Source organism: Prauserella isguenensis, from assembly GCF_014191605.1.
Taxonomy (GTDB): domain Bacteria; phylum Actinomycetota; class Actinomycetes; order Mycobacteriales; family Pseudonocardiaceae; genus Prauserella; species Prauserella isguenensis.
This window is the reverse complement of sequence record NZ_JACHWU010000003.1, coordinates 157,106-182,636: the sequence shown is the minus strand read 5'-3', so window position 1 is coordinate 182,636 and position 25,531 is coordinate 157,106. Positions and strand designations below refer to the sequence as shown.

Here is a 25,531-nt window from a genome sequence, read left to right as displayed (position 1 = left end):
GGTACGGTCCCGGTATGAACCCCAAGGCGTTCGGTCCGCTCGCCGCCTGCCTCGGCGGCCTCGCGGCGCTGCTGGGCGGACTGGCTGCGGCACTCGATCTGCCGGCGCCGGCGGAGATCACGATGATCGTCGGCGCTGCCGTGCTACTGGCGGGTGCGGGAGTGCTCATCGGGGCGGCGGTCGCCGCGCAGAAGAAGTCGGAAACGTAGGGGCGCCGAGCCGGGCCTGTCACCTCCCCGCCACCTGCCGGCCGGTGACGTTGCGGGGCACAGCTACTCTCCGGGCATGACGTCGATGTGGGGTTCGCCCGTGCTGCACCGCGTCCAGGCCTGGCGACGGACGCGCAACGATCCCGATCAGGCCCGGTTTCTGACGAAGGAATCGCTGCGCTGGGTGCTGCGCAACCGGGCCTACGCACCCTGGTATCTCGTCCGGTACTGGCGACTGCTGAAGTTCCGCATCGCGAATCCGCACATCGTGCTGCGCGGCATGGTGTTCCTCGGCAAGAACGTCGAGATCCATGCCCGTCCGGGATACGGGCGCATGGAGATCGGCCGGTGGGTGCACATCGGCGACGGCAACGCGATCCGGTGCCACGAGGGCTCGCTGCGCATCGGTGACAAAACGGTCTTCGGCAAGCAGAACGTGCTCAACGGCTACCTGGACATCGAGATCGGCGGATCCTCGATCATCGCCGACTGGGTGTACGTCACCGATTTCGACCACGTGACCACCGACATCAACCTGCCCATCAAAGACCAGGGCATCGTCAAGGCGCCGGTGCGGATCGGGCCCGACACCTGGATCGGCACCAAGGTGTCCGTGCTCAAGGGCACCCGCGTCGGCCGCGGCTGCGTGCTCGGCGCCCACGCCGTGGTCCGCGGCGACATCCAGGACTTCGGCATCGCCGTCGGCGCACCCGCACGGGTCGTGCGCGACCGCAGGGCCGACTACGAGGCCGACGCCGAGCGCCGTGAAGCCGTCAAGGACATGGCGCGCAAGGCCGACGAAGCCCTGCGGCAGACCCTCGACGAATCCTGAGTCCGCCCGGAAGACCTGCGGAAGGGCGGCGCTCTCCTCAGGACACGTCGCCCGCAGACGGGTGCGCAGCGCTCGTGCGGCCACGTCGCACACGGCCCGGCGGTTGTCGTCGTCAGCCGGTGGACCATCCACGACATATCCACCCGTTCGGTGGTTCGGTACCACCCACCGCAGTGGTTAGCTGTTATAACTAACTTTCCCGGTGGCGCCACCACGACATTTCCGTGCCGAACCCGCGGAGTCCTACGGGACCTGCCGACACAGGAGGAGTGCCGTGTCCAGACCGAAGCGTTCGCTGGCGGCCGTCGTCGCCGGTGTAGCCGTGTTGTCGCTCGTCACCGCCGTGCCCGCCACGGCTCAGTCCGCTACGGGTGCGCCCGCCGCCCAGAAATGCAGTGACGAGCCGCAGGATCTGCCCGTCCACGAGTTCACCGACCACCGGGAACTCGGAGGCGAACTGGAGCGCATCGAGCGGGTGTCCGGCGGCGTGGTCGACGTCGACGAGATCGGCCGGAGCAACCGGGGCCGCGAGATATGGTCGGCCCGCGCAGGCAGTGGCCCGAAGGCCGTCCTCCTGACCAGCGAGATCCACGGCAACGAGAAGACCGGTACCGATGCACTGCTGCGGCTGCTGCGCTTCGTCGGCACCAGCGACAGCCCGAAGGCCGAGCGCTGGCGCGACGAGCTGACCATCGTGGCGATCCCGAAGATGAACCCGGACGCCGCCGAACTCGACCGTCGCGGCAACGATATGACGTGGGACGACGTGGTCCAGCGGTATCCGCAGCTCGCCGACGCCGAGCCGGCGTGGAACTACTACACCGGTGAGCTCCAGGGCGACGACTACTCGCAGCGGCCCGGCTTCGACATCAACCGCGACTACAACCCCGACCTGTCGTACGAACCGAAGGCCGCGGACTTCCCCGGGACGTCCGCCGACACCGGCTGGTACCTCTCGCCGGAGACACGGGCCGTTCGTGACGTCTACATCGGGCTGGAGGAGGAGTTCGGCACCGTCGACACGTACGTCGACCTTCACCACCAAGGCGCGTGCTACGTGATGCCGGACGACCCGGACCGGTTCGTGACGATGTCGATCTCCGGGAAGTTCGTCGACGACCCGGCGCAGACGCCGGGGTACGAGGAGTACGCCGACGAGTACGACCTCGACTACGCGAAGCAGCTCAACGTGGCGGCGTACAACGCGTTGCAGGGGAAGGCGAACAAGAACCCGCTGTTCGGCAACATCACCCTCTACCCGCAGGACATCAACCTGCCGGGCACCGGGCTGGGCTCGTTCGCGTTGAACGGGAGCGGGGCGGTGCTGTTCGAGGTGCGGGGACAGACCCAGACGCTCGGCCAGAAGTACCGTGAACAACTCGTGCGCACCGTCTACACGGGACTCGACGGAATACTGTCGTCGGTGGCGAGCGGTCAGGTGGACAACCTCGACCCGGCCGTCTACGACGCGATCCCGCCGCGCGGCCCGAGCATCGGGGACCGGGCGCGCACGGTCGCCGAGCCGTAAGCCGGCTGCTCGACGTCGCCGAGGACGGTCCGGTGCCGGTGCGCCGGACCGTCCTCGGCGTGTCCTCGTGACCCGGCGACTCGGCGCCGACCGACGGGCGCGCATCGGCCGGCGCCGACCCAACCGGCCCCCCGTCGTTTCCCGCGACGGCTACCAGGGGAGGCCGGTCGTCGAGGTGATGTGGTCGGGGACATCTCCCGCGTAGTCGCCGGTGCTGAGGGTTCCGGTCGGTTCGAGCAGCATCACCGCCGCGCCGTCGGCCGATGCGGGGCAGTGTTCGACGCCGCGTGGCACGACGAAGACGTCGTGGCGGCCGAGGTGTACGACGGTCTCGGTCGTGCCGGTACCGGGGTCGGCGCTTTCGGTGCCCGGCTGCCGGAGACGGATGTCGAGGCTGCCGTCGAGCACGACGAACAACTCGTCGGTGTCCGGATGGGAGTGCCACACGAACGTGCCCTCCACCTTCGCCAGTCGGACGTCGTAGTCGTTGACCCGGGTGAGGATCCGGGGGCTCCAACGCTCCTCGAAGGACGCCAGGACGGCGTCGATGTTCGCGCTCGGGTTCGTCATGTCCGGAGATCCTGCGTCTTGCGCTTCGTCCCGACCAGTGCAAGGAATGACGCATGCCGCAACAATCCTCGCGCTTGCACCGGGTCGTCGCGCTCGTCGACGAGGGCTCCAACCCCTTCGAACTGGCCTGCGTGACCGAGGTTCTCGGCATCGACCGTCCCGAGGTCGGTGGGCTGCTCTATGACGTGCGGCTGTGCGCACGGGGGTCGACAGTGCCGATGCGGCAGGGCTTCTTCGCCATGACCGGCATCGCGGGACTGTCGGCGCTGGACGACGCGGACACGGTGATCGTCCCGAACCGGCCCGACACCGACACGCCGCACCACCCCGAGGTGCTGCAGGCGGTCCTCCGGGCCCACGAGCGCGGCGCCCGGATGGTCGGGATGTGCAGCGGGGCGTTCACCCTCGCCGACGCGGGGGTACTGGACGGGCGCCGCGCCACGATGCACTGGCAGTGGGCCGACGAGTTCCGCGACCGTTTCCCGCGCGTGGTCGTCGACGACGCCGTCCTGTTCGTCGACGACGGCGACATCCTCACCGCGGCAGGCAGCGCCGCGGCCCTCGACCTGGCGCTCCACGTCGTCCGCCGCGACCACGGCGCCGAGATCGCCGCCGCCGTCGCGCGCCGCCTCGTCTTCCCGGGACACCGTCCCGGTGGGCAACGGCAGTTCGTCGAACGGCCCATCCCCAAGGAGGCGGAAAGCCCGCTCGCCGGAGCGCTGAACTGGGCCGAACACCACGCGACCGGGCCGCTCACGGTCGCCGACCTCGCCGCCAGGGCGGTGATGAGCCCGGCGACCCTGCACCGGCGCTTCCGTGCCGAACTCGGCTGCACCCCGATCCAGTGGCTGACCGCGGTACGGGTCGAGCACGCCCGCCGGCTGCTCGAACGGACCGAGCTCGCCGTCGACCGCATCGCACGCGACAGCGGCCTGGGCACGGCCGCCAACCTCCGCACCCGGCTTGCCGAGCACACCGGCCTCACCCCGACCGCCTACCGTCGCGCCTTCGCCGCGACCGGGTCGGCCGAGCGGGGCTGATCACTCCTCCGGTTTCGGCACCGCCGGGTACGGGACGAACGTGCTGGTGTTCTCGTCAACCGTGAGTTGCTTGCCGATGTGCGGGAACGCCCGCTGCGGGCAAGCGGGGCGTTCACACACCTTGCAGCCCATGCCGATCGGGGTGGCCGCGGTCCGATCGTCGAGGTCGAGGCCCGCCGAGTACACCAGTCGCCGGGCGTGCCGCAGCTCGCAACCGAGGCCGACGGAGAACGTCTTGCCGGGGCTCGCGTAGCCACCGACATTGCGGGAGATCGTGCGTGCGATCCAGAAGTAGCTCTTGCCGTCCGGCAGTGTCGCCACCTGCGTGATGACCTTGCCCGGCGAGGTGAACGCCTCGTAGATGTTCCACAGCGGGCACGCGCCGCCCACCCGGGAGAAGTGGAACCCCGCCGCCGACTGGCGCTTCGACATGTTGCCGGCCCGGTCCACGCGCACGAACGAGAACGGCACGCCGCGCGCCTTCGGCCGTTGCAGCGTGGACAGGCGGTGGCAGACCGTCTCGAACCCGACGCCGAACTCGTCGCACAGCCGCTCGATGTCGTAGCGGTACTTCTCCGCCATCGACAGGAACGGCCCGTACGGCAGGATCAGCGCACCCGCGAAGTAATTCGCCAGGCCCACGCGGGCGAGCGACCGCGCCGCCGGGCCGGAGAAGGCCCACGAGTCGGCGAGGTCGGTGATCAGGTCGTCGTACTCGAGCAGCGCGATCTGCGAGGCCATGCGGAACGCGCGCTGCCCGATCCGCAGGCTCGGGGCCAGTCGCAGGATCTTCGCATCGGGCTCGTACCGGTGCTGCTGACCCGCCGACTCGTCGAGGCCGTCGCTCGTGACCTGCACACCGTAGTGGTCGGTCAGCCGGTCCAGCAGCGTGCGGTGCACCGTCTCGCCGCGGCGCAGGCCCATGTCGGCGGCCATGCGTTCGGCGCGCTCGTCGAGTTCGCCGACGTAGTTCTCGCGTTCGTAGAAGAAGTCGCGCACCTCCTCGTGGGGGAGGGGAGCGGCGGCGCTGCCGTGCTGGCCCATGCCGTTCTCGGTCACCAGCGCTGCGGTGGTCTCGACGGCGTTGCGGTAGCTGCGATGCAGTTTGACCAGGGCGGACGCCACGTTGGGCAGGTTGGACGCGAGCTCGTTGAGTTCGCCGGTCGTGGCCTCGATGCCGACCGCCTCGTCGAGCAGCGCCTCCTTGACGTCCGCGACCAGGCGCGCGGTGTCGGTGTTGGAGAAGAACTCGGTGTCGACACCGAACGCCTCGGTGATCCGCAACAGCACCGGAACGGTCAGCGGACGGGAGTTGTGCTCGATCTGATTGAGGTAGCTGGGCGAGATGTCGAGGAGTCGGGCCATGTCCGCCTGGCTCATCGAGCGGCTCTCCCTCAAATGGCGGAGCTTGCCCCCGGCGAAAGTCTTGTCCATCGCAGCCTCACATCCCGTAGATCTTTCGTACCGAAACGGTCAAGTAACCGGTTCAGTGTTCGTGTTTTCCCGTTCGTGCGAATGCCCTGTTCGCAACCTTCGCAACATCCTACGGAAATTTTGCAGAAATTTGCAAATTGGAGATGTGGCCGAGTTTTCGCAGCGCATGTCATGGTCGATCTACACAGCGAGTCAATCGCAAAGTTCGCAAAGGTGGAGAGTTCGATGGCACAGAACCTGGAGCAGACGGCCGCGGAGCTGAAGAAGAAGTGGGACAACGACCCCCGCTGGAAGGGTGTCGAGCGCGCCTACACCGCGGAGGACGTCGCCAAGCTGCGCGGCAGCGTCGTCGAGGAGAACACGCTCGCGCGCCGTGGTGCCGAGAAGCTGTGGGACCTGCTGCACACCGAGGACTACGTCCACGCCCTCGGTGCGCTGACCGGTAACCAGGCCGTCCAGCAGGTGCGTGCCGGCCTCAAGGCGATCTACCTGTCCGGCTGGCAGGTCGCGGCCGACGCCAACCTGTCCGGCCAGACCTACCCGGACCAGAGCCTGTACCCGGCCAACTCGGTTCCGGCCGTCGTGCGCCGCATCAACAACGCGCTCGGCCGCGCCGACCAGATCGCCTGGTCCGAGGGCAACACCGACATCGACTGGTACGCGCCGATCGTCGCCGACGCCGAGGCGGGCTTCGGTGGCCCGCTCAACGCGTTCGAGCTGATGAAGGGCATGATCAGCGCCGGTGCCGCGGGTGTGCACTGGGAGGACCAGCTGGCCTCCGAGAAGAAGTGCGGCCACCTGGGCGGCAAGGTCCTCATCCCGACGAAGCAGCACGAGCGGACGCTGAACGCCGCCCGGCTCGCCTCCGACGTGATGGACGTTCCGTCGCTCATCATCGCCCGCACCGACGCCGAGGCCGCGACGCTCATGACCAGCGACGTCGACGAGCGCGACCAGCAGTTCCTGACCGGCGAGCGCACCTCCGAGGGCTTCTACAAGGTCCGCAACGGCATCGAGCCCTGCATCGAGCGTGCCAAGGCCTACGCGCCGTACTCCGACCTCATCTGGATGGAGACCGGCACGCCGGACCTCGAGGTGGCCCGCAAGTTCGCCGAGGCGGTCAAGGCCGAGTACCCGGACCAGATGCTCGCCTACAACTGCTCGCCGTCGTTCAACTGGAGCAAGCACCTCGACGCCGACACGATCGCGCGCTTCCAGCGTGAGCTCGGCGCGATGGGCTTCAAGTTCCAGTTCATCACGCTGGCCGGCTTCCACGCGCTGAACTACTCGATGTTCGACCTGGCTCACGGCTACGCCCGTGAGGGCATGACGGCCTACGTCGACCTGCAGGAGCGCGAGTTCGCCTCGGAGGAGCGTGGCTACACCGCCACGAAGCACCAGCGCGAGGTCGGCACCGGCTGGTTCGACCTGGTGTCCACCGCGCTGAACCCGGAGAGCTCCACCACGGCGCTGACCGGTTCCACCGAGGAAGCGCAGTTCTGAGAAAACAGCGTGTCACGGCCGTTGCGTAGCGCTCCCCGTGACACCCCATAGCGGGTGGGCCGGTCACTTCCACCGGACCGGCCCACCCGTTTTTCCACCCCACTCCGCAGCGATCGTCGCCCGGAGTGCCCGCCCGAGAGGGGTCCGATCATGGCTGACAGGTTCGACCACAGGCTGACCGTCACCGGCGAGATCGCAAGCCGCTACGACGAGATCCTCACCCCCGCCGCGCTCGCGTTCGTGGCGAAGCTGGACAACGCCTTCGCCGAGCGCCGCCGCGAACTGCTCGACGTGCGGCGTCACCGCCGCGAGCGGATCGCAGCCGGTGAGGAGCAGCTCGACTTCCTGCCCGAGACCGCGGCGATTCGCGACGACGCCTCCTGGCAGGTGGCGTCGCCCGCTCCGGGCCTGGAGGACCGGCGGGTGGAGATCACCGGACCGGTCGATCGCAGGATGACCGTCAACGCCCTCAACTCGGGTGCGAAGGTGTGGCTGGCCGACTTCGAGGACGCCACATCGCCGACCTGGGAGAACGTCGTCGGCGGTCAGCTGAACCTCTACGACGCGGTCCGGCGGAACATCGACTTCGAATCGGGCGGCAAGCACTACACGATCGGCGAGGACCCGGCCACCCCCGTCGTCCGCCCGCGCGGCTGGCACCTCGTGGAGAAGCACGTCCGGATCGACGGACGCCCGGTGTCGGCCAGCCTGTTCGACTTCGGCCTCTACTTCTTCCACAACGCCAAGCGGCTCGTGGCGAAGGGACTCGGCCCGTACTTCTACCTGCCGAAGCTCGAAAGCCACCACGAGGCGCGGCTGTGGAACGACGTGTTCCGCACGGCCCAGCGGGAGATCGGCCTGCCGCAGGGCACGATCCGCGCGACCGTGCTGATCGAGACCATCACGGCGGCCTTCGAGATGGACGAGATCCTCTACGAACTGCGCGAACACGCGGCGGGTCTCAACGCGGGCCGCTGGGACTACATCTTCTCGATGATCAAGACCTTCGGCGAGGCCGGCGCGGACTTCGTGCTTCCCGACCGCGGTGACGTCACGATGACCGTCCCGTTCATGCGGGCCTACACCGAGCGGTTGGTGCAGACCTGCCACCGGCGCGGGGCACACGCGATCGGCGGCATGGCCGCGGCCATCCCGAGCCGGGACGAGGAGGCCAACGCCGCCGCGTTCGAGAAGGTGCGGCAGGACAAGCAGCGTGAGGCGGCCGACGGGTTCGACGGCTCCTGGGTCGCCCACCCGGGCTTGGTCGGCACGTGCCGGGAGGCGTTCGACACCGTCCTGGGCGACGAGCCGAACCAGCTCGCGGTGCTGCGCGACGACGTCGACGTCACCGCGGCCGACCTGCTCGACGTCGCCAGCGCGGGCGGCGAGGTCACCGAGGAGGGTGTGCGCGGCAACATCAACGTCGCGCTCCGGTACCTCGACGCGTGGCTGCGCGGCACCGGCGCCGCCGCCATCCACGGGCTGATGGAGGACGCCGCCACGGCGGAGATCGCCCGCTGCCAGGTGTGGCAGTGGATCCGCCACGACACCAAGCTCACCGACGGCACCGTCGTCAGCCGTGAGCTGGTCACCGAATGGCTCGACGAGGAACTCGCCGCGATGCGTGCCGATCTTGGGGATGAGACCCGGCTTTCCGACGCGCGTGAGCTCTTCGTCGAGACAGCGCTCGGGGAGAAGCTGCCGGGCTTCGTCACCACGGGTGCGTACGCGCGCTACCTGACCAACGCCACGGTCTGACAGCGCGAACCCGGGCACCGCCTGCCGCATCCCCGCCTTGCGGCAGGCGGTGCCCTTCGCGCGCGAGGCAGGGGAGAGGTGGGCGGCGGGCATCGCCGGCCGGCCGCTCAGTGACGCGCAGCCTCGATCACGCGGTGCAGTGCGGCGTTGAGCTGCTCGAGTTCCTCGACGTCGAGGCCCAGGCGTTCGACGACGCGGTACGGGATGCGCTCGGCCTCGGTGCGGAGCCGCTGTCCCGCATCGGTCAGCGACACCTCGAGGGTGCGCTCGTCGCCTGTGCGCCGCCTGCGCGCGACATACCCCAACGTCTCCAGACGTTTGAGCAACGGCGAGAGCGTGGCGGGCTCGGAACACAACGTCTCGCCGAGGTCGCGCACGGAACGAGGGGATTGTTCCCACAGTGCGAGCAGTACGAGGTACTGCGGGTGGGTGAGCCCGTGTGGTTCGAGCAGCGGCCGGTAGATACCGATGACGCTCCGGGACGCGATCGACAAGGCGAAGCACACCTGTCGTTCCAGTGCGAGCGGGTTCTCTCCCAGATCGATGTCCGTCATCGCCGTCACTCCGTCGGTTAGTGCACTAACTGTTAGCCTGTCGATTATGGCTGCAGGCGAGGAGAAGGTGCGTCCCGGCCCGATCGGATGGCTCCGCTACTCGGTGGGCGGCCGGCTGCCGGAGGAACTGGCGCCCTGGGTGCTGAAGGACGCGACGAGCCGGGCGTGGCGCTGGCGGCTCGCCGCCCGCAACCTCGTGTACCTGGTCCCGCTCACGTCGGTGTGGCTTCTGCTGCCCGGCCCGCTGGGCTTGCGACTGTCGCTGTCGCTGATGGCGATGCTGGTGGGCGTGTTCTACTCCCAGGCCTACGGCGACGAGAGTGTCGAGCTGCGCGTCGCCAAGCACGGCTACGAGTACGGCCAGGCGCGCGCCATCCGTCGGGAGCGGGAGAACGCCGCAGGCGCCGAGGACTGGGAGACCTACAAGGCGATCTACCGATCGTGAGAGCCGCGGAGGTGCTCACCGGGTGGGATGGGTGACCGATCGCCACGGGCCGTTGCCGCGGTGACGCGAACGGGCCGCTCGCGTGGTCGTGTGGTGCACGAGTGGACCGTTCGTGGCGATGTGAGGAAGCCGCGGCGACGGTTCGGGGCACGGCGACCAGCCGTTCACACCGGTTCGGACCTGCGGTAGACGTGCTTCGAGCAGGAAAAACAGAGATCGCGCTGCGAGGCAAGGTCCGGTTTTACCAGTACTTCCGTCGCTTGTCGGGACGGGGTGTGGTGCGCTGCCATAGGTGGACGGTCAGTGACTTTCCCACACTGGAGGCAGCTCCCATGGTTCGAAACGCACGCACCTTCGCCCGCGCCGCGGGGGTGAGCGTGGCGGTGCTCGCGGTCGCATTCGGATCGCTCACGGTCGCCCACGCCGACGAGAACGCCGGCGTGAAGCCCGACGTCGTCGGCGGATCGCCCGCGGACATCGCCGACTTCCCCTACGCCGTCGCGCTCACCGATGCGTCGGGTTTCCAGTTCTGCGGCGGTTCACTGATCGCTGAGGACAAGGTCCTCACGGCCGCGCACTGCGCCGAAGGTCAGGACCCCGCCGACGTCGTCGCCGTCACCGGCCGCACGGATCTGACCACCAACGACGGTAGCGAGACACCCGTCAGCGACATCTGGGTGCACCCCGACTACAGCAGCGTCACCACCGGCGCCGACGTCGCGGTGCTCACACTCGCCTCGCCGGTGTCCGACGGCGAACCGATCGAACTCGCCTCCGCCCCGGACGGGCCCAGCTACACGCCGGGCGCCGACGCGACGGTCGCCGGCTGGGGGACCACGTCGGAGGGCGGCTCGTCGTCGGACACGTTGCTGCAGGGCACTGTGCCGGTCAGGTCGGACGAGGACTGCTCCACCGCGTACGGCTCCGAGTACGACGCCCAGGGCATGGTCTGTGCCGGTCTTCCCGACGGCGGCGTCGACGCCTGCCAGGGCGACTCGGGCGGCCCGCTGGTCGTCGACGGAAGGCTGGCCGGTGTCGTGTCGTGGGGCAACGGCTGCGCCCGTCCGAACTATCCGGGTGTGTACGCGCGGGTCGGCACCTACGCCGACGACATCGCCGGGCAGCTGGCCTCCGGCCGGGCGTGAGGCCGGTGGGGGACGCCGCTCGCAGGCGTCCCCCACCCGGCCGGGCCGGGGCGGCGCGCCGGGCGGTGCTTCAGTCGACGGTTACGTGTCGCCGGTGTCGCGGTCGAAGACGTTGCCGGTCGGGATTTTCGGCCGGGCCAGGTCCTGAGGACCGCCGGGCCGCGTGCGGCGGTAGACGTCCGCGGTGCTGGCCGCGATCCGCGCCCAGTCGAAATCGGCCGCCAGTCGGGACTGCGCGGCGCGGGCACGCCGCTCCGCGGCGCCGGTGTCGGCCAGCACGGTGTCGACCGCGCCCGAGATGGCCCGCACGTCGCCCGGATCGAACGCCAAGCCGGTCTCACCGTCGATCACGACCTCGCCGAGCCCTCCGGCGGTGGAGGCCACGAGCGGGCGCCGGGCCGCGGCCGCCTCGAGCGCGACGATGCCGAAGGGCTCGTAGCGGCTGGGCAGCACCACGGCGTCGGCGGCTGCGAGCACCGCCCGCAGCCGTAGGTCGGGCAGGTGGCCGACGAAGTCGATCGCCTCGGCCAGGCCGAGAGTCCGGGCCTGCTCGACGAGCTCGTCGTGATGCCGGCCGACACCTGCCACGACCAGTCGGGTGCCCGGATGCCGGTCCCGCACCGCGGGAAGGGCTTCGAGCAGGTCCTGCACGCCCTTCTCCCACTCGAGTCTGCCGAAGTAGAGCAACAGGGGAGCGTCGTCCGGGCTGTGGCGCCGCCGTGCGGTGGTGATCTCGGTGGCGGGTACCTGCCAGCCCCGTTCCTCGATGCCGTTGTGGATCACGCTGATCGACTCCGTGTCGAGGTCGAAAAGCTGCGCCACCTCGCGGCGCATCGCCTGTGAGCACGTGATGAGTGCGTCGGACCGGTTGGCGAGCCACCACTCCGCCGAGTGCACCTGCTGGTTCAGAGGGTGCGACAGCCATCCCGAGTGCCTGCCGGCCTCGGTGGCGTGGATCGTGCCGACCAGCGGGACCTCCGCGGTGTCCGCGAGCGCGACGGCCGGATTGGTGACCAGCCAGTCGTGCGCGTGCACCACGTCCGGAGGCCATTCGCGAACCAACCGCGCCCCGGCGCGGATCATCGCGTGGCCCATCGACAGCGTCCAGGCGACCAGGTCGCGTTCGAACGTCACGTGCAACGGGTCCTCGGCCACGCGGATGATCCGCACGCCCTCGGAGACCTCGTCGGACGTCGGATGCGTCTCGGCATCGCTGCCCGCCACGTGCCGGCACAGCACCGTCACGTCGTGGCCGTCGGCGACGAGGTGCCGGGCCAGGGCGTGGACATGCCGGGCGAGTCCGCCGACCACGACCGGCGGGTACTCCCACGAGAGCATCAACACGCGCATGGTTGGAGGTTACTCATCGGTACGGGCACCGGCCAGCGACACCCGTCGGAGACGGTCGGGCGAGTGCGCCCGCTCCGCCTCCGTCCGCCGGTGACGGAGCGGCCTTCGCACGCGGGGAGCAGGGCGGCCCCACGGCGCGATGTGGTGTAGGGGATGGTGTGAGCCTCCTCCGCCCTGTCCGCAGCCTCTCGTACCCCGGTGGCGGGCCTTCCGGTCTCTGGAAGCATCGACGGTGATGAACGCCGACGCCACGGATGACGACCCCACCCACGCCGGTGCCCCCCAGGACGGTGCCACCCACCTGGACACCGGCGCGCCCGACTCCGGTGATGCCCGTGTCACCGGCGCCGGCAGTGCCGACCCGGCGCCGGATCCCGCGGGCCTCGACGCGACCGCGTTGGCAGCGGCCTCGGCGCCGACATCGCCGGTCGTGTCACCGACGGCGGACGCGCCGGACACCGCTCGGACGGCGCCCACCGGTCCCGACGGTTCGCCGGTCGCGCCGCTGAGCACGCCCTGGACCGCCGACGTCGACCCCGACGACCCGCTACCGGAACACCCGCGCCCGCAACTCACCCGCGGGGATCGCTGGCGCACCCTCAACGGCAGATGGGAGTTCACCGCGGCGGCCCACGGTGGCGAGCCGCACAGCAGGGAGGAGATCGTCGTCCCGTTCCCACCCGAAGCCGCACTCTCCGGAATCGGCCGTCGGGTCGAGCGGATGTGGTACCGGCGCACGTTCGACGTGCCCGCGGACTGGCGCGGTGACCGGACACTGCTGCACTTCGGGGCGGTCGACCAGGTCGCCACGGTGTGGATCAACCACCAGCTCGTCGCTCGTCACGAGGGCGGCTACACGCCGTTCAGCGTCGACATCACCGACGTGCTGCGGGCCGAGGACCCGGCGGGCGGCGCTCCGGACGGCCAGGGAAGCGGGGAGCAGGAGATCGTCGTGCGTGCCGAGGACGCGGGCAACAGCGGCACCTTCCCGGTCGGCAAACAGGCCAACCGGCCCGGCGGGATCCTCTACACGGGAGCGTCCGGTATCTGGCAGACCGTGTGGCTCGAGGCCGTGCCGCACACCCGTGTCGACCGGCTCGACGTGACCTCCGACCTCACCGGATTCGCCGTCACGGCTGCCGTGTCCGGAGCCGAAGGGGCCGGCGCCGTCGTCGAGGTCGAGGTCGAGGCGGGCGGGGTGACGGTGACGGGCACGCCGGAACGTCCGGTGCGGGTGGAGGTTCCGTCGCCGCGACCGTGGAGCCCGGACGATCCGTACCTGTACGGCCTCACCGTCCGGCTGCGCACCGAGGCGGGCACGCTGCTCGACGAGGTTCGCAGTCACGTCGGCCTGCGCACGGTCGGCCTGGTCCGCGACGCCGAGGGCCGTCCCCGGATCGCCCTCAACGGGCGGATCACGTTTCTCCACGGCCCGCTCGACCAGGGGTACTGGCCCGACGGGATCTACACCGCACCCACCGACGAGGCGTTGCGCTACGACCTCGAGCAGACCAAGGCCTACGGCTTCAACACGGTGCGCAAACACGTCAAGGTCGAGCCCGCCCGCTGGTACCACTGGGCGGACCGGCTCGGGCTGCTCGTCTGGCAGGACATCCCGTCGCTGCCGATCGTGCTCGACAACCCGCCCGGCCCGCAGGCCCGGCCCGTGGACCGGGCGTGCGCCCGGTTCGAGGCCGACCTGGCCGACATCGTCGCGGCGCTGCGTTCGGTGACGTCGCTCGTCGTGTGGACACCGTTCAACGAGGGCTGGGGCGAGTACGACACCGCGCGGATCACCGAGGAGCTGATGGCGGCCGACCCCGAACGGCTCGTCGTCGCCGACAGCGGCGTCAACTGCTGCCATTCGCACCCCGACTCCGGCGCGGGACACATCTACGACGACCACACCTACGTCGGCCCGGGCAGGCCGCTCGCGACGGATCACCGGGCCACGGCCGACGGCGAGTACGGAGGGCTGGGCCTCGCCCTCGACGGGCACCTGTGGCCCGGCGAACCCGTGGCCTACGAGCTGACCGGTTCCGCGGAGGAGCTGACGCGGCGCTACGTCGAGGTGGCCCGCGAGCTGCGCACCGTGGTGCGGCACCTCGGGTTGTCGGCGGCGGTCTACACCCAGACCACCGACGTCGAGAACGAGGTCAACGGCCTGCTGACCTACGACCGCCGGGTGGCCAAAGTGGATATCGAGGCTGCGGCCGCGGGCAACCGCGCGGTCATCGAGGCCGGTTCGGATTGACGTCGGAACAGTCCTGACGGCCTTCGAAAGTTCCTTGTGCCCGATTCACGTGGAGAGTGACAATTCCGCGACGAAGGAACCGAAGGAGCGTCGATGTCCGCACGCCGTCCGCGCACCCGAGCGCTGGCCGTTCTGTCCGCTGTGGCCGTGGGGGCCGGTGTGGTCGTTGCGAGTTCCGCCAGCGCGGCGGGCCCTACGGACCCGTCGGCCGGGGTCGGCCCGCCGGAGCGGGGAAAGCAGGACGAGCAATGGGTCGCCGAGGGTCGCGGCGGTGCGGTGAGCTCGGTCGATTCCGACGCCACGGCCGTCGGAATCGAGGTTCTCCGTAACGGCGGCAACGCCACGGACGCGGCGGTCGCGACGGCCGCCGCGCTGGGGGTCACCGAGCCGTACAGCGCCGGTATCGGTGGCGGTGGGTTCTTCGTGCACTACGACGCGGCGAGCGGCAAGGTCGAGACGATCGACGGCCGGGAGACCGCGCCTGCGGCGATGCCGCAGGACGCGTTCATCGATCCGGAGACGGGGGAGACGTACACGTTCTTCCCCGACATGGTCACCAGCGGTGCCTCGGTCGGTGTGCCCGGTACGCCCGCCACGTGGCAGGCCGCGCTGGATTCGTGGGGCAGCCGTTCGTTGGCGGACACGTTGGAGCCGGCGGCGACGTTGGCGGAGGACGGTTTCGAGGTCGACGAGACGTTCCGTCGCATGACGGCGAACAATCAGGAGCGTTTCGCCGCGATCTCGTCGACGGCCGAGCTGTTCCTGCCCGGCGGGGAGCCGCCCGCGGTCGGTTCGACGTTCCGCAACCCTGCCCTCGCGGACACGTATCGCTTGATGGCGCGTGAGGGGATGGACGGGTTCTACCAGGGTGCATTGGCGGAGGAGATCGCCGACACCGTGCAGAACCCGCCGGCTGTGGAGGGCACCGATCTGCCGGTGCCGCCCGGTGAGATGACGACCGAGGACATCGCCGAGTATGCGGTGAACACGCCCGAGCCGACGAGCCACGAGTATCGGGGTTACGAGATCTACGGGATGGCGCCGCCGTCCAGCGGTGGGCACACATCGGCCGAGACGTTGAACATTCTCGAGCAGTTCGATGTGCCGTCGATGTCCGAGGCGGACGCGATGCACCATTATCTCGAGGCGTCCGCGTTGGCCTATGCCGATCGGGCGGCCTACAGCGGCGACACCGATTTCGTGGACATGCCGTTGGATGAGTTGTTGTCGGACGAGTTCGCGGCCGAGCGGGCGTGCGAGGTGGATCCGAACCGGGCTGCGGACAAGCCGGTGGCGTCCGGGGACGCGGACGGCGACTATTCGACGCCGTGTGACGGGGCGACGGGCCCGCGTGCCGATCGGCCGAATTCGGAGGGGCCGTCGACGACGCATCTGAGCGTCACCGACCGCTGGGGCAACGTGGTGTCGTACACGCTCACGATCGAGCAGACCGGTGGCAGCGGCATCACCGTTCCGGATCGGGGTTTCATCCTGAACAACGAGCTGACCGATTTCAGCCACGTTTACGACGAGACCGATCCGAACCGCATCGAGGGCGGGAAGCGGCCTCGGTCGTCGATGACGCCGACGATCGTGTTCGAGGACGGTGAGCCGTGGCTGGCGGTGGGTTCGCCGGGCGGTTCGACGATCATCACAACGGTCACGCAGACGATGTTGAACCGCATGGATCTCGGTATGGATCTGCCGTCGGCGGTGGCCGCGCCGCGGGCCTACCAGCACAACTCGGCCGAGGTCACTGCCGAGCCGGGCTTCGTCGACGCCTACGGTGACGAGCTCACGTCATTCGGCCACGAGCTGTCCGAGACGTCGTCGATCGGTGTGGTGGCCGCGATCGAGCTCCTGCCCGGTGGCAGGGCGCAAGCGGTTGCCGAGCCGGAACGGCACGGCGGTGGTTCCGCGGCCGTGGTGTCGCCGACCCGGCGCTGGTAGCGCCTCGCCGTCGCGGTAGGGGCGACCCGCTCCCACGGCGGCGCTCCCACGGCGGTGCTTCCACGGCGGCGCTTCGTCGTCGGCGCAGCTAGAGCGTCCGGGCGTCGAGACGGCCGAACGGGCTCGTCCGGCGCCGCTCGGCCGCCAGCCGTACGGCCCGCGGGTCGCCGGCACGGTGCAGTGCCGCCAGCTCGTCGAAGCGGTCGGTGTGTTCGCCGGCACGCCTGCGCGCGTAATCGGCCGCCGAATCCTTGGTGACCATGAACGCCCAGTCACTGGACAGGCCGAGCAGCGCCTCGCGGACGGCCTGATCGGCCACCGGGTCGCGGTGATCGCGTGGCACGTCGAGGGCCAGCAACCTCTGCTGCAGCCGCGCGTTCGCGTCGACCATGTCGGCCACCTGCTCGCCGTCCCACACGCGCCAGTCCTTGCCCGATCCCCACGACGAGGCGGGCAGGTCCACAGGGGCGCCGACGTGCCCGGCCTCCACGGCGCCGCGCAGCGTCGTGACCCGCACCCCGGCCTCCGGAAGTGCGCGCAGGACGCCCTCCAGCCACTGCGGGCCCTCGTGCCACCAGTGTCCGAACAGCTCCGTGTCGTAGGCGGCGACCACGAGCGCCTCACGACCGTCACGCTCGCGCAGCGAGCGCAGCCGCGTGACCACGGTGTCGACGAAATCCTTGACGTGGGTGTCCACGGTGTCGGCCGCGCGGGCGGGATCGTAGGGCGCCTTGTCCTGCGGCGGTACCTGTTTGCCGGTCACGCGTGACGGTTTGATGCCCACCTCGTGCGCCCACGTGTGGAAGTCGCGGTACGTCGCGTGGCCGGGATAGCCGGCCTTCGGTGACCAGACCCGGTAGGTGACCTCCAGGTCGCGGCCGAAGCAGACCACATCGGACTCGCCGACCGTGCGTGCCGTCGCCGTGTCGCCGTGCAGGGCGGGGCCGTCGACGAGGAAACGCTGCACTCCCGCCGCCGCGTACGCGTTCTCCATGCCGGGTGCGTAGCCGCACTCCGGCGCCCAGATACCCGCGGGCCGGTGGCCCAGGCGCAGCGCCGTGTCGGCGAGGCCCTCGGAGAGTGCGAAACCGCGGACCCGTTCGTCGAGCAACGGCTGGAACGGATGCGCCAACGGCCCGCCGAGGAGTTCCACAGTTTCACTGTCCACAAGCGACCGCAGAACGGGTGAGAAACCATGCCGCCACGTCGTCTCGAGCTCGTCGATCGCATGGGTGGCGGTGCGGTGTTCCGCGGCGGCGAGGTCGGACAGCAGCCCGTCTCCCCTCCACAGGCCGGCGGCGTGCTCGGCGCGCAGCCGCCACGTACCGAGCCAGTCGTGCATCGCGCGCAGCGCGTACGGATCGTCGAGTTGGGCCGCCAGCACCGGGGTGACGCCGAGCGTCAGGACGTCACGCCTGCCCTCGTCGGCGAACCGCCGCAGCAGGTCCATCACAGGCAGATACGAATGCGCCCACGCCTGGTAGAGCCATTCCTCGCCGACCGGCCAGGCGCCGTGGTGCGGCAGCCACGGCAGATGGCTGTGGAGGACGAGGCAGAACGTGCCCTCGGTATCGCCGCCCGGATCGCGCGTCACGGTCGCACCGCCACGGCGACGAGGTCGAGGCTGGCGTCCAGGTCGCGGTCGTGGACGTCGAAGTCCTCGGCCCGGATCGCGGCGACGTCGGCGAGCAGATCCTCCGGCCACTCCGCCTGCCCGGGCAACGAGCCCATGACGACGTCGAGCTGGGCGTCGATGATCGACCCGCCGTAGCGCTCGTCGAGCGCCCGGACACCCGCACCGTGGTGCAGACCGGCGAGTAGCTCGACCGCGAATCCGGCTTCGCGGAGCATCTCGTCCAGTTCGGACGGTGAGAGTTCGCGGGTGTGATACGGATTCAGCGGCGTGTCACTATCGGGCGTGAAGGTGAGCCGATTCGGGGTGGTCACCAGCAACCGCCCACCGGGCCGGAGTACGCGGCGGCATTCGGCGAGGAACCCGCACTGGTCCCAGAGGTGTTCGAGCACCTGGAGGTTGGCGACGACGTCCAGTCGGGCGTCGGCCAGCGGCAACGTCGCGAGGTTGCCGTGCAGTGCGGCCACGGCCGGGTAGCTGCGGGCGACGTGGCCGATCGCGGCACTGTCGTAGTCGAGTGCGAGTACCTGCGCCGCGTGGTCGGAGAGCAGGCCCGCGCCGTACCCCTCACCGCAACCGGCCTCCAGGACGACGGCGCCCGTGCAGTACGGCAGTAACGCGTGATAGGCGGCTTCGTGTCGGCGGTACCAGTAGTTCTCCTCCGGCACTCCCGGCACGGTGCGCTCACCGGTCAGGTGCAGGGCTTCGGCGCGAGTCGTGTCCACGCGGAGAGACTAGCCGCCGTGCCCGCGCCGCCCTACCCGCCGGTAACGAGAGTCGCAGCAGGCGGTCGGCGCGGCCACGGCCACCCCGCGTCAGTGGGACGACGGCGGCTGCCCACCGCCGCGCGAACCACCCGAGCCGCCCGCGCCCTTGCGGATCTTGTCGAAGGCCTCCTTGGCCTGCCGGCGTTTGTGAGGGTCGCGGGCCATCCGTTTCGCCTCGGAGATCGCGCGCCTGCCCGCCGGGCTCTTCGCGAACCGGGCCACCTTGTGGAACAGCGATGCCATGTGTGGTCCTTTCCGTCGGCCGTCAGGCCATTCGTCGGGTCGATGGCCGGGGCGACACGCCTCGGCCGACGCCGGCGCCGTTCAGGATACCGACGCGAGTTCCGCCCGCGGCGCGATCGGCCCGAATGCGCACCGGCGTCACTCGAAACCGGTGTCGGCGGGGCGCAGTGTCGGCGGGACCGGGCGGACGGTGGGGCTGAGCGGTGTCGGCGGGACCGAGCGGTGTCACTGGGACGGGGCGACGGTGATGCCGAGCGCGCCGGGCCCGACGTGCGCCCCGATGACGGTGCTGCCCTGGACGAGCGCGAGGTCGCCGAGGGAGGGGATGCGCCGTCGGAGCTCGCCCGCGAGTCGGTGCTCGCGGTCGCCGATTTCCGCGGAGGCGACGGCGACGTCGACCGTGATGTCGCCGGCGTGCTGGACGGCGAGGTCGACCAGTTTGCCCAGGGCGCGTTTGGTGCCCGGCACCCGCGCGAGCGGTGCCACTTCGCCGCCGCTGATCGTCAGGATCGGGCGGATCGACAGCGCCGACCCGATCGCCGCGGCGGCGCCGCCGATGCGCCCGCCCCGGCGCAGGTAGTCGAGCGTGTCGACGTAGATGAGCTCCTTGCTGCCGCGGATGCGATCGTCCGCGGCGCTCATGACGCGCTCGACCGGGGCGCCCGCCGCTGCGGCGCGCGCGGCCGACACGGCGGCGAAGCCGAGGCTCATGTTGGTGGTGCCGCTGTCGAGCACGTAGACCGGCACGCCGACCTGCTGTGCCGCCTCGCGAGCCGCGTCCGCCGTCGCGGAGAGCTTGCTGGAGATGTGGAGGCAGACGATCGCGGTGGCCCCCGCGCTCACGGCGTCCTGGAAGTTCCAGAAGAACGCACCGGGGTCGGGTGGCTGTGTGGTGACCGGTTCGTGGGCCCGCAACTTGTGGAGGAGGTCCTCGCGGTCGTAGCGGTTCTCGTCGTCGACGCGATCGCCGACGACGACCTGGACGGGGACGACGGAGATGTCCCATTGCTTGGCGGTCCGCTCCGGCAGGCTCGCCGTGGAGTCGGTGATCACTGCGACAGGCACTCACCGAGGCTACCCCGCGGTACACGAAAGTTTGCACCCATTAGGGGGAGTGTCATGCGACCTCCGCTCGCGAGCCATGTACGTGGTGTAATGGCCAGTGGATCGAGCAGTTATCTGAACGATCGTCCCACTAAAACGCGATTCCGGGTGAACGTGGTCACCTCGGCGCGCGTACCAGTGGTTTTGCGCCTAATCTACCGCCCAGTAACGCCCTGCATTGCGCCTAAAGGAGTTCCATGACCAACATCGTTGTACTGGTCAAGCAGGTGCCGGACACGTACTCGGAGCGCAAGCTCAACGAGAGTGACCACACCCTCGACCGAGAGTCCGCCGACGCGGTGATCGACGAGATCAACGAGCGCGCCGTCGAGGAGGCGCTCAAGATCAAGGAAGCAGGCGAGGGCGAGGTGACCGTGCTGTGCGTCGGTCCCGACCGCGCCACCGACGCCATCCGCAAGGCTCTGTCGATGGGCGCCGACAAGGCCGTCCACGTTTCCGACGAGGCCCTGCAGGGTTCGGACATGGTCGCCACCGCGAAGGTCATCGCCGGTGCGCTCGGCAAGGTCGACGGCTACGACCTGGTCATCGCCGGTAACGAGGCCTCCGACGGCCGTGGCGGTGCCATCCCCGCGATGCTCGCCGAGATCCTCGGTGTGCCGCAGCTGACCCACGCCCGCGAGCTGTCCCTCGAGGGCACGACCCTCAAGGTCGACCGCGAGACCGAGGACGGCGTCACCCACCTCGAGGCGAACCTGCCCGCCGTCGTGAGCGTCACCGAGAAGATCAACGAGCCGCGCTACCCGTCCTTCAAGGGCATCATGGCCGCCAAGAAGAAGCCGGTGGAGACCCTCACGGTCGCCGACCTCGGCGTCGACGCCGGGGAGCTGGGCCTGTCGGGCGCCGCCGCGACCGTGCTCGAGGCCGCACCGAAGCCGCCGCGCGCGGCCGGTGAGCGGGTCGAGGACGACGGTGACGGCGGCACGAAGGTCGTCGAGTACCTGGCCGGCCAGAAGCTCATCTGAGACAGACCTCATCCCACTCAAGGAGACGAACCATGGCTGAAGTACTCGTGCTCGTCGACCAGGTCGACGGTGAGGTCAAGAAGTCCACGTTCGAGCTGCTCACCGCCGCTCGCTCGCTGGGCGAGGCGTCCGCGGTCGTCGTCGGTACGCCCGGCACCGCAGGCAAGGTCAAGGACGCGCTGGCGTCGTACGGCGCGGCGAAGGTGTACGCCGCGGAGTCGGACGACGCCGCCGGCTACCTGGTGACGCCGAAGGTCGACGCGCTCGCCACGGTCGCGGGGCAGGCTTCGCCCGCCGCCGTGCTGGTGTCGGCGACGGCCGAGGGCAAGGAGATCGCGGGCCGGCTCGCGATCCGCCTCGGCGGTGCCGTGCTCGTCGACGCCGTCGGCGTGAACGCCGACGGCTCGGTCGACCAGTCCATCTTCGGTGGAGCGTTCTCGGTCAAGTCGAAGGCCGCCAAGGGCACGCCGGTCGTGTCGGTGCGCCCGGGTGCCGTCGAGGCCGAGCAGGCCGACGGCGGCGCCGCCGAGGAGACGGTCGCGCTGCCCGCGGCCGACCCCGCCAAGTCGGCCAAGGTGACCGGTGTCGAGCCGGTCGTCGGCGGTGACCGGCCCGAGCTGACGGAGGCGTCGATCGTCGTCTCCGGTGGCCGCGGTGTCGGCTCGGCCGAGAAGTTCGACGTCGTCGAGAAGCTGGCCGACTCGCTCGGCGCCGCCGTCGGTGCCTCGCGTGCCGCCGTCGACTCCGGCTACTACCCGGCGCAGTTCCAGGTCGGCCAGACCGGTAAGACGGTCTCGCCGCAGCTGTACGTCGCGCTCGGCATCTCCGGTGCCATCCAGCACCGTGCCGGCATGCAGACGTCGAAGACCATCGTCGCCGTGAACAAGGACGCCGAGGCGCCGATCTTCGAGATCGCCGACTTCGGTGTCGTCGGCGACCTGTTCGACGTCGCTCCGCAGCTGACCGACGAGGTCGCCAAGCGCAAGGGCTGACCGCTCGCGCCTGCGCAGTACCGCCCACGGCCGCCTTCCCGCACCCGCGGGGAGGCGGCCGTGAGCGCGTGTGAGGCCCGCGTGAACGGAGCGTTCACCGGGTGTGCAGCCGTCGGCCACGGCCGGTGCCCGCCGGGGTTTCCCTGCCGGCGCGAGCATCCCTGGTATGACGCGGTCACAGCCCCTGCTCAGTACGGACCGGACGACGGGCGGTGCGCGGTACTCGCTGCGCGTCGCCTCCGGGGAGGACGAGGTGCTCGCCGCGCAGCGGCTACGGCACCGGGTCTTCGCCGAGGAGATGGGCGCCCGGCTCGCACCCGGGCCAGACGGCCTGGACGTCGACCCGTTCGACGCCTTCTGCGACCACCTCCTGGTCACCGACGACGAGACCGGCGCGATCGTCGGCACCTACCGGATGCTGCCGCCGGGCCGGGCGCGCGAGGCCGGGCAGCTCTACTCCGACACCGAATTCGACCTGTCGGCACTGAACCCGCTGCGCGGTTCGCTCGTCGAAACCGGGCGGTCCTGTGTGGACGCCGATCACCGCACCGGAGCCGTCGTCAGCCTGGTGTGGGCGGGCATCGCGCGGTACATGCTGCTGTCCGGGCACCGGTATCTCGCGGGCTGCGCCTCGGTGCCACTCTCCGACGGCGGCGCACAGGCCGCCGGTGTCTGGGACATCGCGTTCACCAAGCACTTCGCCGACGAGTCCCACCGCGTGAGGCCGTTGCACCCGTGGCGGTGCGACGAGATCGTCCGTCCCGCCCGCCCGGTGCTACCGCCGCTGCTGCGCGGATACGTCCGCCTCGGCGCGCGGGTCTGCGGGCCGCCCGCACACGACCCGGACTTCGACGTCGCCGACTTCTTCGTCTTGCTCGACCTGCAGCAGGTCGACGAGCGGTACCTCAAATACTTCCTGGGGGCAGCGGCATGAGCCACCTGTGGATGCCGGCCTCGCCGTGCGGGGACGGCTGTCTCACCCCGGAGGAGGGGCGTGTCGGCCCGGTGCGACGGGCGTTGCGGCTCACCGGGGCGGTTCTGATCGTCGCCGCCGGGCTGGTGCTCGTCCCGCTCCTGGCGGTGCTGCCCGGCCGCGACCGGATCGTGCGCGCGGTGTTCCGCGGTCTGCTGGCCGCGCTCGGCGTCCGGTTGGTCGTCCGCGGCGAGCTCGACGGCAGCGGACGGGGCGCGCTCGTCGTCAGTAATCACATCTCGTTCGCCGACATCATGGGGCTGAACGCGATGCGCCCCATGCGAGCGCTCGCCAAGCGCGAGATCGCCTCCTGGCCGGTGCTGGGGCCCCTGGTCTCACGGGCGGGCACCGTCTTCCTGGACCGCGAACGGTTGTCCGCACTGCCCGACGCCGTGGCCGAACTGGCCACGACACTGCGTTCGGGGGCGCTGGTCACCGTGAACCCCGAGGGGACGACGTGGTGCGGCGCGGCCTCCGGGCAGTTCCGCCCGGCGCTGTTCCAGGCCGCCATCGACGCGGGTGTGCCCGTGCGTCCGGTGGCCATCCGATACCTGGCGGGCGGACGGGAGACGACGCGACCCGCGTTCATCGGCCCCGAATCGCTCATCGCATCGCTGCGACGGGCCGTCGCCGTCCCGGACCTGACGCTCGAACTGACCGTGTGTCCCGAGATCGCGCCCGGACGTGCCGCGGATCGGCGGGAACTCGCGGCGCTCGCCCAAGCGGCGGTGGCCTCGGCGCTCGGCACGGTGACCGTGGCAGGTGCGCCCGCACGCGTCCGCAGCTCCGCACCCGCGCGCACACCGGCGGGCCCGGCCCAGGCGGGTGACGGGAAGCCCGTGGACCGGGCCGCACCCGCGGCGACGCGGGCGGTTCCCGCGGTCGCCCGTCACCGGCCGTGACACCGGGAAGGCGCGTCGCACCGGCGAGGGAGCCGGGCCGCCGGTGGGCCACCCGCGACCTCCGTCGCTTTCCCGCCGCCTCGAGCCGGGTCTATCGTGAGTCCGCGCGGTGTGCGCTGCGGCAACCCCGCAGCCGTCGCCGTGGACCACAACCGATCCCGGCAGGCGCCGACCGGCGCCGGGCCGGAACCGACAAAGGAGTCACCACCCGTGACCGACGGTGTATTCGGCCGCAAGAGCGGCCACGAGCAGGTCGTCTACTGTCATGACCGCGCCACCGGACTGAAGGCCATCATCGCGGTGTACTCGACCGCGCTGGGCCCCGCTCTCGGCGGCACCCGCTTCTACCCCTACCCGGACGAGGACGCCGCACTCGACGACGTGCTGGCCCTGTCGAAGGGGATGGCCTACAAGAACGCGCTCGCCGGCCTCGACCTCGGCGGCGGCAAGGCGGTCATCATCGGTGACCCCGCCTCGCTCAAATCGGAGGCGCTGTTGCGCGCCTACGGCCGGTTCGTCCAGTCGCTGAGCGGCAGGTACATCACGGCGTGCGACATCGGCACCTATGTGCGCGACATGGACGTCATCGCGCGCGAAACGGACTTCGTCACCGGCCGCTCGCGTGAGGAGGGCGGTGCGGGGGACTCCTCGGAACTCACGGCCTTCGGCGTCTACCAGGGCATGCGCGCCTCGGCGGAGCACCTCTGGGGCAGCCCCGAGCTGCAGGGCAAGCGGGTCGGCGTCGAAGGCGTCGGCAAGGTCGGCAAACTGCTCGTCGGTCACCTGGCGCAGGCGGGTGCGGAGATCGTGATCACCGACGTCGACGAACGGGCTGTCGACCAGGTCCGCGCGGTGCACCCGTCGGTCGACGTCGTCGACGACACCGCCGCGCTGATCGCGTCCGATGTGGACGTCTTCGCTCCGTGTGCGCTCGGCGGGGTCCTCGACGACGACACGGTGCCCACGCTGCGCGCAGCGATCGTCTGCGGCGCCGCCAACAACCAGCTGGCACATCCCGGTGTCGAGAAACTGTTGCAGGACCGCGGAATCCTGTTCGCCCCCGACTACCTCGTCAACGCCGGCGGCACGATCCAGGTCAGTGACGAGCTGCGCGGTTACGACGCCGACCGGGCAAGACTCAAGGCCACGTCGCTGTACGACACCGCGAAGGCCGTGTTCGCGCTCGCCGACGAGGAGGGCGTGCCCGCGGTGACCGCAGCCGACCGGTTGGCAGAGCGACGGATGTCGGAGGTTTCGCACCTGCGGTCGATCCTCACCGTGCGCTGACACCGGCCGAGATGTGACGAGCGGGCGGCCCCGTCGAGGGCCGCCCGCTCGTCACGTTCGCCGTGGACCGCCCGC

General features: G+C 70.4%; 23 protein-coding genes. 15 read left to right on the top strand and 8 right to left on the bottom strand.

Annotated elements, in window-relative coordinates; all coding sequences use genetic code 11:
* The first annotated feature begins 14 nt into the window (after positions 1-14).
* The 3 genes from FHS23_RS13570 to FHS23_RS13560 all read left to right on the top strand — a co-directional run bounded on the left by FHS23_RS13570 (position 15) and on the right by FHS23_RS13560 (position 2,569).
* Positions 15-209: a hypothetical protein gene (locus FHS23_RS13570; RefSeq protein WP_183654431.1), complete on the top strand. Its 195-nt coding sequence runs from the start codon at positions 15-17 to the stop codon at positions 207-209.
* A gap of 76 nt (positions 210-285) precedes the next feature.
* Positions 286-1,041 carry an acyltransferase gene (locus FHS23_RS13565; protein WP_183654427.1) on the top strand — a complete coding sequence of 252 codons (756 nt, stop codon included), beginning with the start codon at positions 286-288 and terminating at the stop codon, positions 1,039-1,041.
* Between the two features lie 274 nt (positions 1,042-1,315).
* Entirely contained in the window at positions 1,316-2,569 is a 1,254-nt protein-coding gene (locus FHS23_RS13560) for a M14 family zinc carboxypeptidase (protein ID WP_183654424.1), read from the top strand.
* A 150-nt stretch (positions 2,570-2,719) separates the two neighbouring features.
* On the opposite strand, the gene FHS23_RS13555 is transcribed toward FHS23_RS13560, so the two are convergent.
* Positions 2,720-3,139 (bottom strand): cupin domain-containing protein, encoded by a 420-nt coding sequence (locus FHS23_RS13555; RefSeq protein WP_183654421.1) that lies wholly within the window; start codon positions 3,137-3,139, stop codon positions 2,720-2,722.
* Between the two features lie 53 nt (positions 3,140-3,192).
* Between FHS23_RS13555 and FHS23_RS13550 the strand changes: the two genes are divergently transcribed.
* Entirely contained in the window at positions 3,193-4,179 is a 987-nt protein-coding gene (locus FHS23_RS13550; RefSeq protein ID WP_183654418.1) for a GlxA family transcriptional regulator, read from the top strand.
* Here the strand turns inward: FHS23_RS13550 and FHS23_RS13545 are convergent, their stop codons facing one another.
* A complete protein-coding gene (locus FHS23_RS13545; RefSeq protein WP_183654416.1) occupies positions 4,180-5,613 on the bottom strand; it encodes a short-chain fatty acyl-CoA regulator family protein in 1,434 nt (477 codons plus the stop codon).
* Positions 5,614-5,838: 225 nt separating this feature from the next.
* On the opposite strand from FHS23_RS13545, the gene aceA reads away from it, so the two are divergent.
* Positions 5,839-7,116 (top strand): isocitrate lyase, encoded by a 1,278-nt coding sequence (gene aceA, locus FHS23_RS13540; protein ID WP_183654413.1) that lies wholly within the window; start codon positions 5,839-5,841, stop codon positions 7,114-7,116.
* Positions 7,117-7,266: 150 nt separating this feature from the next.
* Complete coding sequence (aceB, locus tag FHS23_RS13535; protein ID WP_183654410.1) at positions 7,267-8,874, top strand: malate synthase A; 1,608 nt, start codon at positions 7,267-7,269, stop codon at positions 8,872-8,874.
* Positions 8,875-8,981: 107 nt separating this feature from the next.
* Here the strand turns inward: aceB and FHS23_RS13530 are convergent, their stop codons facing one another.
* Positions 8,982-9,428, bottom strand: a complete 447-nt coding sequence (locus FHS23_RS13530) for a MarR family winged helix-turn-helix transcriptional regulator (RefSeq protein WP_183654408.1) — start codon at positions 9,426-9,428, stop codon at positions 8,982-8,984.
* 46 nt (positions 9,429-9,474) lie between these two features.
* Between FHS23_RS13530 and FHS23_RS13525 the strand changes: the two genes are divergently transcribed.
* Together FHS23_RS13525 and FHS23_RS13520 are read left to right on the top strand one after the other, a co-directional pair.
* Positions 9,475-9,873, top strand: coding sequence for a DUF5313 family protein (locus tag FHS23_RS13525; RefSeq protein WP_183654406.1), 399 nt, complete (start codon positions 9,475-9,477; stop codon positions 9,871-9,873).
* A 332-nt stretch (positions 9,874-10,205) separates the two neighbouring features.
* Positions 10,206-11,018, top strand: a complete 813-nt coding sequence (locus FHS23_RS13520; protein ID WP_183654404.1) for a serine protease — start codon at positions 10,206-10,208, stop codon at positions 11,016-11,018.
* Between the two features lie 81 nt (positions 11,019-11,099).
* Here the strand turns inward: FHS23_RS13520 and FHS23_RS13515 are convergent, their stop codons facing one another.
* Positions 11,100-12,368 carry a glycosyltransferase family 4 protein gene (locus tag FHS23_RS13515; protein WP_183654402.1) on the bottom strand — a complete coding sequence of 423 codons (1,269 nt, stop codon included), beginning with the start codon at positions 12,366-12,368 and terminating at the stop codon, positions 11,100-11,102.
* 235 nt (positions 12,369-12,603) lie between these two features.
* Here FHS23_RS13515 and FHS23_RS13510 point away from each other — a divergent pair, with 235 nt between their 5' ends.
* Together FHS23_RS13510 and ggt are read left to right on the top strand one after the other, a co-directional pair.
* Positions 12,604-14,622: a glycoside hydrolase family 2 protein gene (locus FHS23_RS13510; RefSeq protein WP_221219526.1), complete on the top strand. Its 2,019-nt coding sequence runs from the start codon at positions 12,604-12,606 to the stop codon at positions 14,620-14,622.
* Between the two features lie 93 nt (positions 14,623-14,715).
* Entirely contained in the window at positions 14,716-16,572 is a 1,857-nt protein-coding gene (ggt, locus tag FHS23_RS13505; protein ID WP_183654400.1) for a gamma-glutamyltransferase, read from the top strand.
* Between the two features lie 88 nt (positions 16,573-16,660).
* Here ggt and FHS23_RS13500 read toward each other — a convergent pair whose 3' ends face one another.
* From FHS23_RS13500 to FHS23_RS13485, 4 genes are all read right to left on the bottom strand, one after another.
* Complete coding sequence (locus tag FHS23_RS13500; RefSeq protein ID WP_183654397.1) at positions 16,661-18,166, bottom strand: 1,4-alpha-glucan branching protein domain-containing protein; 1,506 nt, start codon at positions 18,164-18,166, stop codon at positions 16,661-16,663.
* Complete coding sequence (locus tag FHS23_RS13495; RefSeq protein ID WP_183654394.1) at positions 18,163-18,930, bottom strand: methyltransferase domain-containing protein; 768 nt, start codon at positions 18,928-18,930, stop codon at positions 18,163-18,165. The genes FHS23_RS13500 and FHS23_RS13495 overlap by 4 nt, the downstream gene beginning before the upstream one ends.
* Positions 18,931-19,020: 90 nt before the next feature.
* Complete coding sequence (locus FHS23_RS13490; RefSeq protein ID WP_183654391.1) at positions 19,021-19,215, bottom strand: hypothetical protein; 195 nt, start codon at positions 19,213-19,215, stop codon at positions 19,021-19,023.
* A gap of 225 nt (positions 19,216-19,440) precedes the next feature.
* The gene (locus FHS23_RS13485; protein WP_183654388.1) at positions 19,441-20,280 is read right to left on the bottom strand and encodes a DegV family protein; all 840 of its coding nucleotides are present in this window, start codon (positions 20,278-20,280) and stop codon (positions 19,441-19,443) included.
* Positions 20,281-20,516: 236 nt separating this feature from the next.
* Here FHS23_RS13485 and FHS23_RS13480 point away from each other — a divergent pair, with 236 nt between their 5' ends.
* From FHS23_RS13480 to FHS23_RS13460, 5 genes are all read left to right on the top strand, one after another.
* Positions 20,517-21,302: an electron transfer flavoprotein subunit beta/FixA family protein gene (locus FHS23_RS13480; protein ID WP_183654385.1), complete on the top strand. Its 786-nt coding sequence runs from the start codon at positions 20,517-20,519 to the stop codon at positions 21,300-21,302.
* Between the two features lie 32 nt (positions 21,303-21,334).
* Entirely contained in the window at positions 21,335-22,294 is a 960-nt protein-coding gene (locus FHS23_RS13475) for an electron transfer flavoprotein subunit alpha/FixB family protein (protein ID WP_183654382.1), read from the top strand.
* Between the two features lie 166 nt (positions 22,295-22,460).
* Positions 22,461-23,228, top strand: a complete 768-nt coding sequence (locus tag FHS23_RS13470; RefSeq protein WP_183654379.1) for a GNAT family N-acetyltransferase — start codon at positions 22,461-22,463, stop codon at positions 23,226-23,228.
* The gene (locus FHS23_RS13465) at positions 23,225-24,169 is read left to right on the top strand and encodes a lysophospholipid acyltransferase family protein (protein ID WP_183654376.1); all 945 of its coding nucleotides are present in this window, start codon (positions 23,225-23,227) and stop codon (positions 24,167-24,169) included. The genes FHS23_RS13470 and FHS23_RS13465 overlap by 4 nt, the downstream gene beginning before the upstream one ends.
* A gap of 210 nt (positions 24,170-24,379) precedes the next feature.
* Positions 24,380-25,456, top strand: a complete 1,077-nt coding sequence (locus tag FHS23_RS13460) for a Glu/Leu/Phe/Val dehydrogenase dimerization domain-containing protein (RefSeq protein WP_183654373.1) — start codon at positions 24,380-24,382, stop codon at positions 25,454-25,456.
* Positions 25,457-25,531 lie beyond the last annotated feature (75 nt).